We start from the raw sequence: 18,167 nt of genomic DNA on the forward strand, positions 1-18,167 counted from the left end.
TTACTGATGCGCCCCCGTTAATGGCTTTGGGCGCGCCACGCATCAACAGCACTGATAACTTCGCTCACCGGAATGGCGTTCAAATACCGATCGGTAGTGTCAGTATCTATCTCATTAGGGTGTGGCAACGTGCGGTAATGCCCGGCCCATAACAGCGTGTGTGGAGCCTGCCACGGATGCCATTGGTTAAGATTACTGGGGCCAAAGAGAACCACTGCGGGTGTTTGTAAGGCTGCAGCCATATGCATTGCCACGGAATCTACGCCAATAAAGAGCTTAGCGTTATCGATAAATACTGCCAGTTCCGGTAGCGCCAGCAGGCCAGACAAATTAACTACCTTCTCGGGTTGTGTGCATCCGGCAATGATCTCAGCAATATAATCCAATTCAGCCTGATCTTTGCCGCCGGTAAGTAGAATGGTTTCACCTTGCTCAGTGAGATGATTTACCAGTTGGCTAAATGATTCACTGGCCCATGTTTTGAACTTCCAGCGAGCAGAAGGTTGGATCAATATATAGTCATTGATATGGCGTTGTTGGCACAATTTCTGTACCCGTTCAACATCGTGCACACCATAAGACATGGTAACATCAGTAATAATATCAGCCAGTTGCAGTGGCGCGAGAATATCCAGATTATTGAGTACGGTATGCCTTTTGGCCGCATTGGGGATATCAACCAATGTAGAATGACAATAGCGCCATAGCCAGGTATCGCGTTTGGGATAATGAAAACCAATACTGAAGCCAGGTTTTAATAAACGGCAATACGCTGCGGCTCGCCATTGATCGGATAAATTGAGAATCAGATCATAATGGTGTTCTTTCAATGCATTAAACAGCGCTTTTTCGCCACTGATTTGGGCCTTTAGACCCGCATGCTTGAGGCCACGGTCAACAATAAATGCATGATTGACCGTTTTGTTCTCCCGCAGCATATCTTGCGTTCCGCCATACAGCAGCACGTCGATTTTTGCTTGTGGGTAGTTGGCTTGTAAGGTACTCAGTAGTGGCGTTGTGAGTAAAACATCGCCGAAATGGCGTAATTTAATCACTAAAATGCGCTGAACGTTACTTTTGTCCCGCAGTGTATCTGGCAGGTTAAATGCTCGCTGTTGGGCGGTAGCAACAGGAGCAGAAGGTTGCCCGGCAGGTGATTCTGTCTTATTTGATGTATTCATCATAGGATGCGCCATCATCGGCAACGAAGGGGGGCAATAATGCTATCCAAGTGTTTGCTGCATGGCAATTCTTTTATATCCGTCATACTTCAAGCTTCATGTGCTTTGGCTGCCCTCGCTCACCCCAGTCACTTACTTGAGTAAGCTCCTGGGGATTTACTCAGTTGCCGCTTTCCTGCAACTCGAATTATTTAGGGTATAGCATACCAATATCTTTCTTACTTAACTCTATAAAGCCACGAATGATTGTAATGATCATTCTGCCCCGAAACTCAAGCTGGCAAGTAAGATAATTATCAGAGGAAATTGGCGTTATTGGCGCAGGCAGATTGAGTGCGGAAAGCCGCACAGCCAACGGAGCGTACACGCAGTACGTGACGGCGGCGAGCACTGCCCCGAAACTCAAGCTGGCAAGTAAGATAATTATCAGAGGAAATTGGCGTTATCGGCGCAGGCAGATTGAGTGCGGAAAGCCGCGCAGCCAACGGAGCGTACACGCAGTACGTGACGGCGGCGAGCACTGCCCCGAAGCTCAAGCTGGCAAGTAAGATAGCCAATTTTAGAGGCCAGGGGCTTTCCATAGGGAAGTCGTCAACCCACTGTCCACCAGCGACAACTGATCGGTATACACTGCTTGCCAGTTTACTTTTGCGGCTTGATACAGTGCCTGATGCTCGATGTTCGGGGTGTATTCTCGCTCCCAGCGCACTAGCCGCTCACCGGTTTTATCTAGCGCGTCATACAGCCCGACCCCCACACCCGCGGCGATAGCACAACCGAGAGCCGTGGCTTCTTTGACAACGGGTACTCGTACAGGAACCCCGGTCACATCGGCCAAAATCTGGCTCCACAGTTTCCCTTTTGAACCTCCGCCTGCAAATACCACTGAGGCTGCTTTGACGCCGGAGAACTCAGCAATTTGCGCTAAGTTACAGGCCGAGACTATCGCGGCATTCTCTTCCAGAGCACGGAACAGGGTAGCTTTGTTGCATTTTTCTGGATCAAGTGAAAGGTTAATAAAGGAAGGTGCGGCGTGATACCAGGATTTGAAGCGCATTACATCGGAGAAAATCGGCATGATGCCGTATGCCCCTGCCGGTACGCGGGCGGCCATATCCTCCAATAAACTGTAGGTATCGATACCCAGCCGCTGAGCCAGTAATTTCTCTTCGGCGCAAAATGCATCACGGAACCAGCGCATGGTCAAGCCGGTAAAGAAACTGATGGATTCAGCCTGTACCATACCGGGAATAACATGAGGGTTAATACGCGTATTCATATCCGGATCGGTAATCGGCTTAGGCAAATTAACCACCTGCTGCCAGAAGGTGCCGCCCAATACTGCGGTCTGACCCGGTTGAACGACCCCCAACCCCAAACAACCTAATTGTACATCACCACCGCCCATCACCACTGGCGTTCCCGCCAGCAGACCACTCTCTTCTGCGGCTTGTGCTGTGACATGGCCTAGCAGTGTTCCAGTTTCTTTGACCGGCGATAAAATATCGGCACGTAGTCCAGCCATCTCCAGCAAGCTCGGTTGCCAGTTACGGGTGACTAAATCCAGCATGCCGGTGGTTCCTGCATTCGAAGGATCAACCGCCAGTTCGCCACTGAGCATATTGGCTAGCCAGTCGCTTATCATGGTTAATGTACCCGCCTGGCGATAGATATCCGGGCGGTAATGCGCCAGCCACAGTAACCGAGGCATAGCACTTAGTGCCAGAGTTTGGCCTGAACATTGATAAACCTCGAATTCAAACCCATCATTATGCAGCTCTTTAAGCTCACTGACTTCACGGCTGGCACGGGCATCCACATTGGCACACGCCCAAATAGGTTTGCCACTGCGATCATAAAGCACAATGCCTTCGCGCATTGAGCAGGCAGCCACGGCGCGAATAGCACTCGCCGGTAGCTTAGCCTGATGCAATGCTTGGCGGATGCACTGGCAGGCCAACTTCCAGTTAGTCGCTAAATCAAACTCCATCGACCCTGGGACATCAGGTACTGGCAAATGTAGCCACTCAGCCTGTCCGGCCGCTATCTGATTACCATTAAGATCAAATATGACAGCCCGGACACTGCCGGTGCCGGCATCCAGCGCCATCAGGTATTCAGCCGATGTGGTCGTAGAGAATTGACTCATTACGCTATCCTCTGTTTTATATGAATTTATGAATAAACCTGTCCTCTACTGCTTTTTTCTCAAAAGAATAATCAAAACTATTGGCGTAATTCTTGAACCCCTGCGCAAGCCTAAGCTGGCAAGTAAAATAGCCAATCAAATCAATTTGATGATTGATCTTGCTGTTAGCTCATCCGTCACTAATGCATTCACGTATTTTCCGCGCAATGCAGCCACAATCGCTTCTGATTTTTCAATGCCACCGGCGACACCAATCACTGTCGGGATGTTGGTCAGATCTGTCAGTGAGACGCCAATCAGCTCCTGGTGAATCTGCATATCCGGCACCAATGCGCCATCGGCTTGCATAAAGTAGCCAAGGATATCGCCGACCGCCCCCTTGCGACTGAACATCAGTTGTTCACCTTCACCGATATAGCCGGAGCGTAAAATGGTGGCCTCTTTTTGCTGATTGACCGAACCGATACCCACGACGGCAACATCAGCCGCTCGGGCGGCTAGCATCACATCGCGCACACTGTTTTCCTGACGGAATGTCTCCGCCACTGTGGCACTGGAAGCACGCAACGGCGCAGGAATAATGCTGACCTGACAAGCGGCATCCAACTGGCCAATACCGGTCATATAAGAGCCAACCCCACCGGAAAGCGTCACCAGTCTGACCTGCTGCGAAGCGATAAAACCGCTTAAATGCTGTAAGGCACACATGGTGGTTTCACCAAAGCCGACTGCCAGTAGTTGTTGTGGTTGTATCAATGCCATCAATAAATGTGCAGCGCCAATCCCCAACCGGCTACTGATACTGAGATCAGCCAGAGAAGGCAGAATGCGGATATGCTTGAGGCCGAAATGCTGTTGCAAGGTGTTTTCCAGTTCCAGACAACCCTCATAGCGCGAATTAATCTGTACCCGAATAACCCCAGACTGGCGGCCTTTTTCCAGCAATCTGGAGACCTTCAGTCGGGTTAACCCCAACAGTTCGCCAATATCCCCTTGTGTTAAGCCATCGTGATAATAAAACCACGCAATGCGAGCGAGCAGTTCCTCTTCACTCATGCTATTACCCGGATATTTGTATTCATCGTTAGACGACATGGGTTTTTCTTTTGTTACTGATTTTTCTCTCATCATTAGCCGTGATCCCTATTGCCGCTTTCTCATTCTTCATTGATTCATCATCGATCAAAAATCCACGGTCTGATAAATGCTATACCCAAGAGATTTCAAGATGCAGGAAGGCGGCAAGCGAAAGACAAATTGGTTGTAAACCATTTTGAACAGCGCTTGCGCTGGCCCGTAGGGTGAGCCTCTGATGAGGTTCATAATCCCGATGAGCTTACATAAGTAAGTAATTCGGGCGATTGAGCACAGCCAACACACCTACAACTTGAAAGATGACGGGTATAAATCTCAGTTGAGAACTACGCTAACAGCTTAGGCAATACATTTGAACACATTTTAATTTAAATTTTTTTATTCACGTAAATGTGATCTTGATTACGCCATAAATGGGATTATGCAGCTATCTTTTTTGAACACTTTTAAATTTAAAATATTTTTGTTCATAAACAGGAGCCACTGATGCCGCACACCAATCCGCCACCGCTGCTCCAGGTTCGTGGTATCAGCAAGCAGTTTTCCGGCGTAGTGGTATTGAAGAGTATCGACTTTACTCTGCAACCAGGACAGGTACATGCCCTGTTGGGAGGAAATGGCGCGGGGAAATCGACGTTGATGAAGATCATCGCCGGCGTGCTGCCACCAGACAGCGGTACCATCGAGATCAATGGGCAACCCTGCCTTAATCTCACCCCAGCAAAAGCACATCAACTCGGTATCTATTTGGTCCCCCAAGAACCGATGTTATTTGCCAATCTGTCGGTACAAGAAAATATTCTGTTTCGTTTGCCCAAACATCAGGCAGATAAGAAGAAGATGGCGCAATTACTCAAAAACCTGGGTTGCCATTTGGATCTGTCAGTCAGCGCCGGTTCACTGGATGTAGCAGATCAACAGCTAGTAGAAATTATGCGCGGCTTGATGCGTGACTCACGTATTTTGATCCTTGATGAGCCAACAGCGTCACTAACACCGGCGGAAACCAATCGTCTATTTAGCCAAATCAAAATGTTATTGCAGCAAGGTGTCGGAGTGGTATTTATCTCCCACAAATTACCTGAAATTCGTCAACTGGCAGATTGGGTCAGTGTCATGCGCGATGGTGGCATCGCTCTAAGTGGCGCCACCACTGATTTCTCCATCGATACGATTATTCAGGCCATTAAGCCACAGGCCAAAAACAGCGAATTATCTGATACCCAGAAGCTATGGCTGGAACTGCCCGGTAACCGCCGCTCTCAAGCGCGTGCTCAGTCCAATCAACCGGTGATAGAAGTTGCCGATCTGAGTGGTGAAGGTTTTGCCCATATCTCTTTTGAGGTGCATGCCGGTGAAATCCTGGGATTAGCGGGGGTGGTTGGTGCGGGCAGAACAGAACTCGCTGAAACACTCTATGGTTTACGACCCGCCAGCGGTGGCCACGTCAGGCTGGAAGGGATTGATATCACATTGATGAAAACCGTCAATCGTCTGGCAACCGGGTTGGTTTATCTGCCGGAAGACCGCCAAGCCTCCGGCCTCTATCTGGATGCTCCGCTCAGTTGGAATGTCTGCTCGCTCACCCAGGGTAATCAGGGGTTATGGACACATCCGGCACAGGAAGCCGCCATTCTGGAACGCTATCGGCGGGCACTAAACATTAAGTTCAGCCACCTTGAGCAACCCGTGCGCACCTTGTCTGGTGGCAATCAACAAAAGCTGTTGATTGCGAAATGCCTTGAAGCCAATCCGTTGCTACTGATTATTGATGAACCTACTCGTGGCGTAGATGTATCAGCGCGCAGCGATATTTATCAATTGATCCGCAGTATTGCCTCTCAGCATGTGGCGATCATTTTTATCTCGTCAGATCTGGAAGAAGTAGTGCAGATGGCTTCCCGGGTGTTGGTCATGCATCAGGGTGAAATCAGTGGCGCAGTCAGTGGGGCGGAAATGAATGTCGATACCATTATGCATCTGGCCTTTGGTGAACATAATACCGATGCGCGCCAATCTGCTGAAAGCGAGGGCGCATCATGTTGAAATTTATTCAAAGCTATCAATTTATTCAAAACAATCGTGAAGGTACCGCACTGCTGGCGATTTTGGCTTTATTTGCCTTGCTTGGTGTGATCGACAGTAATTACTTCACCTTGCAAACCTTCACCATGATTTTCAGCAGCGCACAGATCCTGATCCTGTTAGCCATCGGCGCCACCATGGTGATGCTAACCCGCAATATCGATGTGTCCGTCGGCTCCATTACCGGCTTATGTGCCGTCACTGTGGGTATGGCGCTCAATGCTGGTTTCGGGCTGGCAATCTCCTGCCTGTTTGCTCTGCTGGTCGGCATGGTGACGGGCTTCTTTAATGGCATTTTGGTTACCTGGCTGCGCATCCCGGCGATTGTCGCCACCCTGGGTACGCTGGGGTTGTATCGCGGCCTGATGCTATTGATAACCGGCGGGAAATGGATAGAAGGGCTGCCAGCAGACTTGAAAAGTTTATCCACCCCCATTCTGTTTTCTATCTCTCCTATCGGCTGGCTAATTATGCTGCTGATTGTAGCTATGGCCTTGTTGCTAGGTAAAACCGCCTTTGGCCGCAGTTTCTATGCTACCGGCGATAACTTGCAGGGTGCACGCCAACTGGGGATCCGCACCGACAGTATTCGTATTTTTGCCTTCTCAATGAATGGGGTGATGGCCGCGCTGGCAGGGATTGTCTTCGCCTCCCAAATTGGCTTTATCCCTAATCAGACGGGCAGTGGGTTAGAGATGAAAGCCATCGCCGCCTGTGTTCTCGGTGGGATCAGCCTGCTCGGTGGTACCGGCACCATTCTTGGGGCCATTCTGGGGGCTTACCTATTAACACAAATCGACAGCGTGCTGGTGCTACTGCGCCTGCCTGCTTGGTGGAATGACTTTATTGCCGGACTGGTGTTGCTGGGTGTGCTGGTGTTCGATGGCCGCCTGCGCTGTGCCATTGAGCGCAATATCCGCCAGCAGAAATATGCTCGCTTTAATGCTCGCCCGGCAGTTTCTGGTAAGTCGACAACTTCGGATAAGAAGAAAAACGTTATACCCAATAGATTTCATGATGCAGGAAGGCGGCAAACGAGAGAATCCCGATGAGCATACAGTGGTAAGTGATTCGGCTAAACGAGAGTAGGTAACACACCTGCAATTTGAAAGATGAAGGGTATAAAAAGAGGTGGCGCGATGAATATATATCGCCGTTATGGATGGGAACTGGCCTTGGCTGCACTGTTAGTGCTGGAAATCCTGCTGTTTGGTTTATCGAATTCTCGCATGCTGGATATCAACGTATTGCTGTTCAGTACCAGTGATTTCATCTGCATCGGCATTGTAGCTTTGCCGCTGACCATGGTGATTGTCAGTGGCGGAATTGACATCTCATTCGGTTCAACTATCGGATTGTGCTCCATATTCCTAGGCGTGATGTTTCAAGCTGGCGTCCCCATGAGTGTCGCGATCCCGCTGACACTGGTGGTTGGCGCGTTATGCGGTTTGATTAATGCCGGGCTGATTCTGTATACCGGCGTCAACCCGTTGGTCATAACTCTAGGCACCATGTACCTGTTCGGCGGCAGCGCCTTGCTGTTGTCCGGCATTTCCGGCGCGACCGGCTATGAGGGCATTGGCGGTTTCCCAACAGCCTTTACCGATTTTGCCAACCAAACGTTGTTCGGCCTGCCCGTCCCACTGGTTATCTTTATGGTCTGCGTGCTGCTGTTCTGGCTACTGATGCACCGCACTCATAGCGGCCGCAACGTATTCCTTATCGGGCAAAACAGTCGGGTGGCCCGTTACAGCGCCCTGCCCGTCGCGCGTACCTTATGCATCCTGTATGCCCTGACGGGTGTGGCGTCTGCGATTGCCGCGGTCCTATTGGTCTCTTATTTCGGTTCGGCACGCTCTGATTTGGGGGCTTCGTTCCTGATGCCAGCCATCACCGCAGTGGTACTGGGGGGCGCTAACATCTACGGCGGCTCTGGCTCCATCCTCGGGACGGCACTGGCGATATTACTGGTGGGTTACTTACAGCAAGGTTTGCAAATGATTGGCACACCAAACCAGATATCGAGTGCGTTGTCCGGTGCATTGCTGATTCTAGTGGTGGTTGGGCGCTCTATCAGCCTGCACCGACATCTGATTCATGAATGGCTGCAACGTCGTCGCAGCAGACACACCCTAAGTTAATACCTGTTTTCTTTTGTAGTGAAATTGCCAACACCTCTACCCCTAGCTTCTTCGGAGATAGCAATGAAAACACAAAGATTAAAAAAGCTGGCACTGGTTTGTGCCCTTGGATTTGCCTGTATCACTACTGCTCAAGCGGCAGAACGCATCGCATTTATCCCGAAACTGGTCGGGGTCGGCTTCTTCACCAGCGGCGGTAAAGGTGCCGTTGATGCCGGTAAAGAGCTGGGTGTGGATGTGACCTACGATGGCCCGACAGAACCGAGTGTTTCCGGCCAGGTTCAGTTAATCAATAACTTCGTCAATCAGGGTTACAACGCCATTGTGGTTTCGGCAGTCTCACCGGATGGACTGTGCCCTGCGTTAAAACGCGCGATGCAACGGGGCGTCAAAATCTTGACCTGGGACTCTGATACCAAACCAGAATGTCGCTCGATTTACATCAACCAAGGTACCCCGAATCAATTGGGTTCGATGCTGGTCGATATGGCCGCGAATCAAGTGAAAAAAGATAAAGCCAAGGTTGCCTTCTTCTATTCCAGCCCGACGGTTACCGATCAGAACCAATGGGTCAATGAAGCGAAGAAAAAAATCCAACAAGATCACCCCGGTTGGGAAGTGGTCACCACCCAGTTCGGCTATAACGATGCCACAAAATCACTGCAAACCGCAGAAGGCATCTTAAAAGCTTATAGCGATCTGGATGCCATTATTGCCCCAGATGCCAACGCCCTGCCCGCTGCGGCACAAGCAGCAGAAAACCTGAAACGCGACAATGTGGCGATCGTCGGCTTCAGTACTCCAAACGTGATGCGCCCTTATGTTCAGCGCGGCACGGTCAAGGAATTCGGTCTGTGGGATGTGGTTAATCAAGGCAAGATTTCAGTTTATGTCGCCAATGAAATGCTGAAAAAAGGCGACCTGAATGTCGGCGATAAAATTGATATCCCGAACATTGGCGTGGTTGAAGTGGCACCGAATAGCATTCAGGGCTATGACCATGAGGCTAAAGGCAGCGGCATTGTGTTACTGCCACAGCGGGTCATTTTCACTAAAGAAAACATCGACAAATACGATTTTTAATCTCGGCGGCCCGTCCACCGGCGGGCCGGAACAGGACTAAAGGAGTAATAACAGATGGCTGATTTAGACGATATTAAAGACGGTAAAGATTTCGGTATTGGCGTGCCGCAGATAAATCCTGCCTTTACACTGAAAGGCTCGGGTTCACTGGATTGGGGGATGCAATCCCGGCTGGCGCGAATTTTCAATCCGAAAACCAATCGCACGGTAATGCTGGCATTTGATCACGGTTATTTTCAGGGGCCGACCACGGGCCTGGAGCGGATTGATATCAATATCGCCCCGCTGTTTGAATATGCCGATGTCCTAATGTGTACCCGTGGCATTTTGCGCAGTATCGTCCCCGCGTCGGCCAATCGCCCGGTGGTACTGCGCGCATCTGGTGCCAACTCGATTCTGACTGATTTATCCAACGAAGCGGTGGCGGTGGCAATGGAAGATGCATTGCGGCTCAACTCCTGCGCCGTGGCGGCACAAGTCTATATCGGCACTGAACACGAGCATCAGTCGATTAAAAATATCATTCAATTAGTTGATCAGGGAATGCGCTACGGCATGCCTACCATGGCCGTGACTGGCGTCGGTAAAGACATGGCTCGCGACCAGCGCTACTTCTCTCTGGCCACCCGAATTGCCGCTGAGATGGGCGCACAGGTGATCAAAACCTATTATGTTGACAGTGGATTTGAACGTATCGCTGCCGGTTGTCCAGTGCCTATCGTCATTGCCGGTGGTAAAAAACTACCAGAACGCGATGCATTGGAAATGTGCTATCAAGCCATTGATCAGGGAGCGTCAGGTGTAGATATGGGGCGCAATATCTTCCAGTCAGAAGCCCCAATTGCCATGCTGAAAGCGGTTCATGCAGTGGTACATAAAAATGAAAATGCACAAACAGCCTATAAGCTGTTCTTAGATGAAAAAGGTTGAGTGGGCATCGCTGCCAGTCAGTGACTGGTAAGCCGTGACAAGGAGGTCTTCGGTAATAAGGAGACCTTTGGTAATCAGGAGACAAATATGCACGTGACTCTCGTCGAAATTAATGTGAAAGATGACAAAGTTGAGCAGTTTATTGAGGTTTTTCGCGCCAATCATCAGGGTTCTATCCGCGAGGCGGGGAACTTGCGTTTTGATGTGCTAAGGGACGAGACGATCCCAACCCGTTTTTATATCTATGAGGCTTATACCGATGAAGCTGCGGTGGCGGCACATAAGCAAACCCCCCATTACCTGAAGTGTGTCGAACAACTGGAGGGATTGATGACCGGCCCACGCAAGAAAACAGTATTTATCGGCCTGATGCCTTAGCCGACACGGGCAGCCGATTTCCTACGCTGCCCGCATGTTGGAGCCGCATGGCAAATTTAGCGACTGAGCCACATCACGCGCACACGCTAAAACTTATCCGCACCCATAAACCGCCTAGTAACTCACTGTGCAATAACTCTGGGCGGGTTTTATGGTAGGTCGTAATGTCTTTTACCAATGCTAACCCCAGCCCCGCCCCTTGCTGCTCACCCACATTATCCAACCGGTGGAATGGCATCAGCGCTTGCGCAGCTTCATCTTGTGCAATACCAGGGCCACTGTCTTCTATTTCTAACCAACAGCGCCCTGTGTCACCGCCTATAACCAACCGTACCGTCACCACGCCCTGCTTTGGTGTGTATTTCAACGCGTTGTCCAGCAGGTTGTCGCACAGTTCAGTCAGCAATAAGGCATCCCCCTCGATCCAGCACTCAGACACCCCCTCATAGCCCAGATCAATCTGCTTGCTGCGGGCTTGAGCAAGGTGTGCAAAACACGCGTCGCGTAATAGTGGGCCGAGATTAACCGGTTGTAGTCTGCGCTCGTGTACTTTCATCCGTGATAACTGCAATAACCGATCCGTCAGGGAAACGGTGTGATCCAGTGTCCCGCGCATCGCCAATAGGCTTTCACGCCATTGTTGTGGGGAGTCACTGGCCAGCGCCACCGCCACCTGCGTTTTCAACACCGTTAACGGTGTACGCAATTGATGAGAGGCATCAGCACTAAAGCGCCCCTGACGTGCCACCATTTCCCGTAAACGCTCGATGTAGCGATCAAAGGCCAATAACAACGGTTCCATTTCTGACCATGGCAACACTTTGGGGAGCGGGGTCAGTTCACCGGGATCACGCCGCAGCATCAAGCCTGATAGCTTACGTAATGGCTTGAGGATACCTTTGAGTAAGATATACGCCATTACCAGCGTCAAGAGCACCAGCGTACCTTGGGTCAAGACTGCCGATATCATGATCTGCTGTGCCAGATCATGGCGGGATGCTAGCGTTTCAGCCACCAGCACCATCGCCATCCCCATAACACCAGACTCATTAACCGGTTGATAAAGCGCAGCCACACGTATTGGTTTGCCTCGGTACTCGGCATCATAAAAATGTACCAATGCAGGGTAGAGAAGGGATCGTGGCGTATTCAGCGGGAAAGGCGGTAAATCATTGTAGCCAGCTATACTTTTCCCCTCTGGCGTAATCACCTGATAGTAAAGCTGATCATTCATATTGCGCTCAAAACTATCGAGGACAATATAAGGGACATCAACCTCTAGCTGCCCATGACGAACAACCAACCGCTCCGCGACCGTCCGGGCAGAGGCTAATAACGTGCGGTCATAAGCTAACGTAGCCGCATTCATCGCACTGATATAATGGGTATAAATAGAGATCCCGCCCAAAATCAGTAGTGGGACACCAAAAAACAGCAGCAATTGATGAAACAGCGAACGTGGGGCTTTAAACCATCGTGGCACAGTAGTGTTAGAGCATGCCATTAGTGCATTCCAGGCTGTAACCTAAACCGCGTAAAGTCTGGATAGAGACATTACTGCCATGCAGCTTTTTACGCACCCGATGCACATACAGTTCAATACTTTCTGGATTGGCATCATCGGATAAGGTAAATACCTGCTCAAACAGTTGTTGTTTGGCAACTGGCCTACCCCGGCGATGCATCAGTGAGGTTAATACTGCCGATTCCCGCGGTGTCAGCGCCAGTGGCTTATCCGCTAACAGAAAGTAACCTTCGTCGTGATAGGTCAACTCACCAAATTGCACCGCCTGCCCGGTTCCACCGACACTACGCCGTAATAGAGCACGTATCCGCGCCTCCAGTTCATCCAGTTCAAACGGTTTCGTCAAATAGTCATCCGCCCCCAAGTTCAGCCCTTTCACCCGGTCTGCCACTTCCGTTCTGGCGGTCAACAACAGCACCGGCAGCGTTTGCCCACGCTTACGTAGCCGGGCCAGCAAATCTAACCCGTTCAAACGTGGCAACGCCACATCCAATACCACCAGCGCGTAATTTTCGTTTTGCAGCAAATGATCGGCGGCAACACCATCATTTGCCACATCCACAGCGAAGCCCGCATGAGTCAATGCTTTCTGTAACCAGTGAGATAACTCGGGGTGATCCTCTACCAACAAGAGACGCATATCACATCCTGTACTTTTTCCTTCCCATTGAAAGGTAACTGAAAGGTTAATCTATTAACAATTCAGCAACCTCGCAATCGCGGGAAGGCTCACAATTTAGACGAAAATAATGAGGGAATAAGATGAAAAGGATAATTACCCGCACTTTAGCCGCCTCGATTCTGATACTGACAGCACAAATGGCACAGGCTATCGAGGCACCTGGCAGAACAGAATGTATTGCGCCGGCCAAACCCGGCGGCGGCTTTGATCTTACCTGTAAATTGATTCAGGTTTCCCTGCAAGAGACTAAAGCAATTGATCGCCCAATGCGGGTCAGCTATATGCCAGGAGGTGTCGGAGCGGTTGCCTATAACGCCATCGTGGCGCAACGGCCAGCAGAGTTTGGCACCGTGGTCGCGTTCTCCGGCGGCTCTTTACTTAATCTGGCACAAAATAAATTTGGCCGTTATAGCCCTGACGATGTGAAGTGGTTGGCGGCCGTTGGCACTGATTACGGCATGATCGCCGTGCGGGCTGACTCTCCCTATAAAACGCTAACAGATCTGATGGATGCCTTTAAACAAGATCCTAACAGCGTGGTATTCGGGGCCGGTGCCTCGATTGGCAGCCAGGACTGGATGAAAACGGCGTTACTGGCCCGTGAGGTGGGCGTCGATCCCCATAAAATGCGCTATGTGGCCTTTGAGGGTGGCGGTGAACCGGTTACCGCATTGTTAGGTAACCATATTCAGGCGGTGTCCGGGGACTTAAGTGAAATGGTGCCCTATCTGGCAGGCGACAAACTACGGATATTGGCTGTTTATGCAGAACAACGCCTGCCTGGCCAACTGGCTAATATTCCTACGGCTAAAGAACAAGGCTTCAATTTAGTGTGGCCGATTATTCGTGGTTTCTATCTCGGGCCGAAGATCAGTGATGCCGAATATCAATGGTGGACGGAGACCTTTAACACCTTGGTACAAACTGACGAGTTCAAAAAACAGCGCGAATTACGCGGCTTATTTGAGTTCAACCTGACCGGCAAAGAGCTGGATGTGTATGTCAAAAAACAGATTGAACAATATCGTGAACAAGCTAAAGCATTCGGGCTGGCCAAATAATTAAGGAGAAAGATCATGAGCGATCGTATTTTTGCCAGTATCTGGATCCTACTCTGTATCAGCGGCTTATTTATCGGCTGGGGAATTCAAAGCGAATACAGTTACGAGCCGCTAGGCCCGCGCCCTTTCCCGATGGCAATTCTGGCGTTAATGACACTGTGCGCGGTGCTATTGCTGCTGCGTAAACCAGACGTTATCGCATGGCCGCACGCCAAAGTATTGCATCGCCTGTTGGTGATGGTGATTACGCTGGTGCTCTATGCCTGGGGGTTTGAGTCGCTTGGATTCCCGCTGGCGACAGCCCTGCTAACATTTAGCATCGCATTGTTATTTGAGGCAAAAATATGGGTCGCTGCGCTGTCCGGCGTGGTCCTGGGCGCGTCATTATTCTATGCCTTTGACTATTTACTTGATGTCACCCTACCACTTGGCGTTTGGCTGAACTAACGAGGCTGTGATGGAAACTTGGATGTATTTATCGCAAGGATTTGAGGTGGCATTAACACCACAAAACCTGATGATTGCCCTGATAGGCTGCTTTATCGGTACCATTGTTGGCTTACTCCCAGGACTGGGGCCGATCAACGGCGTGGCCATTTTGCTGCCACTCGCTTTTGCCCTAAAACTGCCCGCCGAGTCTGCCCTGATCTTGCTGGCTACGGTTTATATCGGTTGTGAATATGGTGGGCGCATCTCATCCATATTACTTAATGTCCCCGGTGATGCCGCGGCTATCATGACCGCCCTTGATGGTTATCCAATGGCGCAGCAGGGCCGTGCCGGTGTAGCGCTATCCATTTCAGCAGTTAGCTCATTTGTTGGTTCACTCTTGGCTATTGGTGGGATCATTCTGTTTGCACCGCTACTGGCACAGTGGTCACTGGCATTCGGACCCTCGGAGTATTTCGCGTTAATGGTCTTCGCTATCGCCTGCCTTGGCAGCATGATGAGCCAAAATCCCTTGAAATCACTGCTCGCCGCCTTAATCGGCTTGGGGTTGGCGACAGTAGGCGTTGATGCAAACACCGGCGTTTATCGCTTCACATTTGATAGTGTCCATCTCTCTGATGGGATCCAATTTATCGTGGTAGTGATCGGCTTGTTCTCGGTCAGTGAAATCTTGTTGATGCTGGAAAGTACCAGTACCGGCCAGAAACTGGTGCGTAAAACCGGTCGCCTGATGTTCAACCGCAAAGAGGCGGCAGAATGTGTTGGGCCAACACTGCGATCTTCAGTGATCGGTTTCTTTGTTGGGATTTTGCCGGGCGCAGGGGCAACCATCGCCAGTGCGCTGACCTACATGACCGAAAAACGCATCAGTGGTAACAGCGATAGTTTTGGTAAAGGGGATATTCGTGGTGTTGCCGCACCTGAAGCGGCGAATAATGCTTCTGCCTGTGGATCTTTTATTCCTATGCTCACTCTGGGCGTTCCAGGCTCAGGCACTACGGCGGTAATGATGGGAGCATTGACCCTGTATAACATCACACCGGGGCCTGCGATGTTCACCGAGCAACCGGATATTGTCTGGGGGTTAATTGCCTCGCTGTTGATAGCCAACGTTATATTACTGCTGATGAACCTACCTCTGGTTGGCTTCTTCACCCGCATGTTAACCATTCCGTTATGGTTCCTGGTCCCCGCCATTGCAGCAGTCTCTGCGGTGGGGGTGTATGCGGTGCACAGCACCACTTTCGACCTGATGCTCATGGTTGGATTGGGTATCTTTGGCTATCTGCTGAGAAAAATGAACTTCCCCATGTCCCCGCTGATTTTAGGCTTTGTTCTGGGCGAAATGCTGGAGCAAAACCTGCGCCGTGCACTGTCCATTAGCAATGGCAATTACACTATTTTGTGGTCGAGCCCTATTGCAAAAAGCTTGCTAATACTGGCCGTGGTGGTGTTGGTGCTGCCGCCAATCCTGCGAGTAGTACGTAAATTCCGCCAATCAAAGCCAGCCGCTAATGAAGGGTAAAAACTGACTCGTATTACTCCGGGGCTGATAATTATAGGATTATTGGCCCCGATTTATTGGGTTAGTCACAATCAAATATTCCGCGTTATAAGATGACACCTATCAACAAAATGCTTAATGAGTAAACTGATCATCACCAGTACCGGAAATGCTTAGACCTTAACTATAATGAAAGTAGATAAGTGTAATCACGATAAATCATGAGGCAAAACCATGTCAGACAAAATCGCCGTCGGCATCAGCGCTTGCCTGTTAGGTGAGAAAGTACGTTTCGATGGCGGGCATAAACGTCTAACATTTGCCGTGGACGAGTTGGCCCCTTTTGTTCATTTTGAGCCGATCTGCCCTGAGATGGCAATCGGGCTGCCTTCACCCCGCCCAGCGCTGCGCTTGGTTAAAGCAGGCGCTGATGATATTCGTCTCAGCTTTAGTAACCAACCAGAAACCGACCTGACCCGCGCCATGCAGGACTTCTCCGCGAAAAGAATTGCGGGATTGCAGCATTTAAGCGGCTATGTGGTTTGCGCCAAATCCCCTAGCTGCGGCATGGAGCGAGTGCGGGTGTATGAAACCGATGGCAAAAATAACCGCAAAAGTGGTACTGGTATTTTCACTCAAGAATTAATGCGCCAACTACCGTGGCTCCCCATTGAGGAAGATGGCCGCCTGTGTGACCCTGAGCTGAAAGAGAATTTTGTGGCACGAATCTATGCCTTACATGAGTTTAATCAGCTATGGCAACAAGGCATGAGCCGCGCTCGGCTGATCGCTTTCCATAGCCGCTATAAATTGTTATTACTAGCTCATTCGCAACCTGCCTACCGTGAATTAGGGCGTTTCGTTGCGGCTATCGACCAATGGCCTTCAATTAATGAATGTGCTTTTGAATACCGTAACCGGCTGATGGCCCTGATGAGCCAACACTCCTCGCGCCGTGGTCACACCAATGTCTTGCAGCATGTCCAAGGCTATTTCAGCAACCAACTCAGCCCCCGGCAACGCAGCGAGCTGGCACAACTGATTTTGCGTTATCGTCAAGGCAGTCAGCCACTGCTTGCCCCCATTACCCTGCTCAAACATTATTTAGCTGAATATCCCGACAGCTATCTTGCCCAGCAGCGCTATTTTGACCCTTACCCGGAGGTTTTGCGCCTAAGGTATGGGCATTAAGAGGGGGAATTTAAACGCGATATGAAGCCCGTGGTAATTCAGCAAGTTGCCGCGTTATCAGATAACACCTATCAGCAAAATGTCTCCTTTGCGTTATTCTTAGCGCCGAAGAAAATAATTAGCAGTCTTTCTGGTGGTATCACGGCCTCATGGCAGTGAGGCCGCTGTAAAACAGGAGTTTCTATGAACATCACTTATCGCCTGGCGCTGGCTTTGGCTTTTTCTACCACGCTGCTGACGGCTACCGTTCACGCCAATAGCCTATTGGATTCAGTAAAAAGTGCTGCTGACCAATACAGTAAATCGGGTGATAGCTCATCTTCATTGTCGTCATTGACCGGCTTACTCAATGGTGGCGATAAAGGGCTAAGTGCCAGCACCATGACCAATGCTGCCGGTATATTGCAATATTGCGTACAAAATAATGTACTGTCGGCCAATGGCACTTCGGCGATTAAAGACCAATTGATGAGTAAACTGGGTATCACCAGTACCGAAAATGCCAAGAGCCAGGACTATCAGGAAGGTTTAGGCGGATTACTGAAAACCGGTGAAGGTAAGAGTTTGAATTTGAACGATCTGGGCAGTGAGCAAATCACTGAAAAAATCAAAACCAAAGCCTGTGATTTAGTGCTGAAACAGGGTCAGTCGTTCTTGTTGAAATAAACCTGACACACTGAGGTTTATAACAACGCGATTCCTGGCGCAGTGA

The 18,167-nt window shown here is 50.2% G+C and carries 17 protein-coding genes and 1 pseudogene; 11 read left to right on the plus strand and 7 right to left on the minus strand.

What is annotated here, in order from left to right; genetic code table 11:
• Positions 1-17 precede the first annotated feature (17 nt).
• From rfaQ to A6J66_013720, 4 genes and pseudogenes are all read right to left on the minus strand, one after another.
• A complete protein-coding gene (gene rfaQ, locus A6J66_013705; GenBank protein ID PNM25146.1) occupies positions 18-1,184 on the minus strand; it encodes a putative lipopolysaccharide heptosyltransferase III in 1,167 nt (388 codons plus the stop codon).
• Positions 1,185-1,740: 556 nt separating this feature from the next.
• Positions 1,741-3,291: an autoinducer-2 kinase gene (locus tag A6J66_013710; protein PNM27012.1), complete on the minus strand. Its 1,551-nt coding sequence runs from the start codon at positions 3,289-3,291 to the stop codon at positions 1,741-1,743.
• Positions 3,292-3,465: 174 nt separating this feature from the next.
• Positions 3,466-4,458: a transcriptional regulator LsrR gene (locus A6J66_013715; GenBank protein ID PNM27013.1), complete on the minus strand. Its 993-nt coding sequence runs from the start codon at positions 4,456-4,458 to the stop codon at positions 3,466-3,468.
• Between the two features lie 54 nt (positions 4,459-4,512).
• Positions 4,513-4,746, minus strand: a pseudogene (locus tag A6J66_013720) (hypothetical protein).
• Between the two features lie 165 nt (positions 4,747-4,911).
• Between A6J66_013720 and A6J66_013725 the strand changes: the two are divergent.
• Positions 4,912-6,471 carry an autoinducer 2 ABC transporter ATP-binding protein LsrA gene (locus tag A6J66_013725; GenBank protein ID PNM25147.1) on the plus strand — a complete coding sequence of 520 codons (1,560 nt, stop codon included), beginning with the start codon at positions 4,912-4,914 and terminating at the stop codon, positions 6,469-6,471.
• Positions 6,465-7,562: an autoinducer 2 ABC transporter permease LsrC gene (locus tag A6J66_013730; protein PNM25148.1), complete on the plus strand. Its 1,098-nt coding sequence runs from the start codon at positions 6,465-6,467 to the stop codon at positions 7,560-7,562. Before A6J66_013725 ends, A6J66_013730 begins: the two co-directional genes overlap by 7 nt.
• Here A6J66_013730 and A6J66_013735 read toward each other — a convergent pair.
• A complete protein-coding gene (locus A6J66_013735; GenBank protein ID PNM25149.1) occupies positions 7,507-7,695 on the minus strand; it encodes a hypothetical protein in 189 nt (62 codons plus the stop codon). The genes A6J66_013730 and A6J66_013735 overlap by 56 nt on opposite strands.
• Between A6J66_013735 and A6J66_013740 the strand changes: the two genes are divergently transcribed.
• From A6J66_013740 to A6J66_013755, 4 genes are all read left to right on the plus strand, one after another.
• A complete protein-coding gene (locus A6J66_013740) occupies positions 7,650-8,651 on the plus strand; it encodes an autoinducer 2 ABC transporter permease LsrD (GenBank protein ID PNM25150.1) in 1,002 nt (333 codons plus the stop codon). The genes A6J66_013735 and A6J66_013740 overlap by 46 nt on opposite strands.
• Before the next feature lie 63 nt (positions 8,652-8,714).
• Positions 8,715-9,734 carry an autoinducer 2 ABC transporter substrate-binding protein LsrB gene (locus tag A6J66_013745; GenBank protein PNM25151.1) on the plus strand — a complete coding sequence of 340 codons (1,020 nt, stop codon included), beginning with the start codon at positions 8,715-8,717 and terminating at the stop codon, positions 9,732-9,734.
• Positions 9,735-9,788: 54 nt separating this feature from the next.
• A complete protein-coding gene (locus A6J66_013750) occupies positions 9,789-10,664 on the plus strand; it encodes a 3-hydroxy-5-phosphonooxypentane-2,4-dione thiolase (GenBank protein PNM25152.1) in 876 nt (291 codons plus the stop codon).
• An 87-nt stretch (positions 10,665-10,751) separates the two neighbouring features.
• Positions 10,752-11,042: a (4S)-4-hydroxy-5-phosphonooxypentane-2,3-dione isomerase gene (locus A6J66_013755; protein PNM25153.1), complete on the plus strand. Its 291-nt coding sequence runs from the start codon at positions 10,752-10,754 to the stop codon at positions 11,040-11,042.
• A 73-nt stretch (positions 11,043-11,115) separates the two neighbouring features.
• On the opposite strand, the gene A6J66_013760 is transcribed toward A6J66_013755, so the two are convergent.
• Both A6J66_013760 and A6J66_013765 read right to left on the minus strand, forming a co-directional pair.
• Positions 11,116-12,546 carry a sensor histidine kinase gene (locus A6J66_013760; protein PNM25154.1) on the minus strand — a complete coding sequence of 477 codons (1,431 nt, stop codon included), beginning with the start codon at positions 12,544-12,546 and terminating at the stop codon, positions 11,116-11,118.
• Positions 12,533-13,207: a transcriptional regulator TctD gene (locus A6J66_013765; protein ID PNM25155.1), complete on the minus strand. Its 675-nt coding sequence runs from the start codon at positions 13,205-13,207 to the stop codon at positions 12,533-12,535. Before A6J66_013765 ends, A6J66_013760 begins: the two co-directional genes overlap by 14 nt.
• Positions 13,208-13,329: 122 nt before the next feature.
• Between A6J66_013765 and A6J66_013770 the strand changes: the two genes are divergently transcribed.
• The 5 genes from A6J66_013770 (at position 13,330) to A6J66_013790 (ending at position 18,121) form a co-directional block, all read left to right on the plus strand.
• Entirely contained in the window at positions 13,330-14,310 is a 981-nt protein-coding gene (locus tag A6J66_013770) for a tripartite tricarboxylate transporter substrate binding protein (GenBank protein ID PNM25156.1), read from the plus strand.
• Positions 14,311-14,325: 15 nt separating this feature from the next.
• Positions 14,326-14,757 carry a tripartite tricarboxylate transporter TctB family protein gene (locus A6J66_013775; GenBank protein ID PNM25157.1) on the plus strand — a complete coding sequence of 144 codons (432 nt, stop codon included), beginning with the start codon at positions 14,326-14,328 and terminating at the stop codon, positions 14,755-14,757.
• A gap of 10 nt (positions 14,758-14,767) precedes the next feature.
• Positions 14,768-16,285 (plus strand): tripartite tricarboxylate transporter permease, encoded by a 1,518-nt coding sequence (locus tag A6J66_013780; GenBank protein PNM25158.1) that lies wholly within the window; start codon positions 14,768-14,770, stop codon positions 16,283-16,285.
• A 213-nt stretch (positions 16,286-16,498) separates the two neighbouring features.
• Entirely contained in the window at positions 16,499-17,455 is a 957-nt protein-coding gene (locus A6J66_013785; GenBank protein ID PNM25159.1) for a DUF1722 domain-containing protein, read from the plus strand.
• Between the two features lie 183 nt (positions 17,456-17,638).
• A complete protein-coding gene (locus A6J66_013790; GenBank protein ID PNM25160.1) occupies positions 17,639-18,121 on the plus strand; it encodes a DUF2501 domain-containing protein in 483 nt (160 codons plus the stop codon).
• Positions 18,122-18,167 lie beyond the last annotated feature (46 nt).

It is taken from the genome of Yersinia enterocolitica (assembly GCA_002082245.2).
In the GTDB taxonomy this organism is placed as follows: Bacteria; Pseudomonadota; Gammaproteobacteria; order Enterobacterales; family Enterobacteriaceae; genus Yersinia; species Yersinia enterocolitica_E.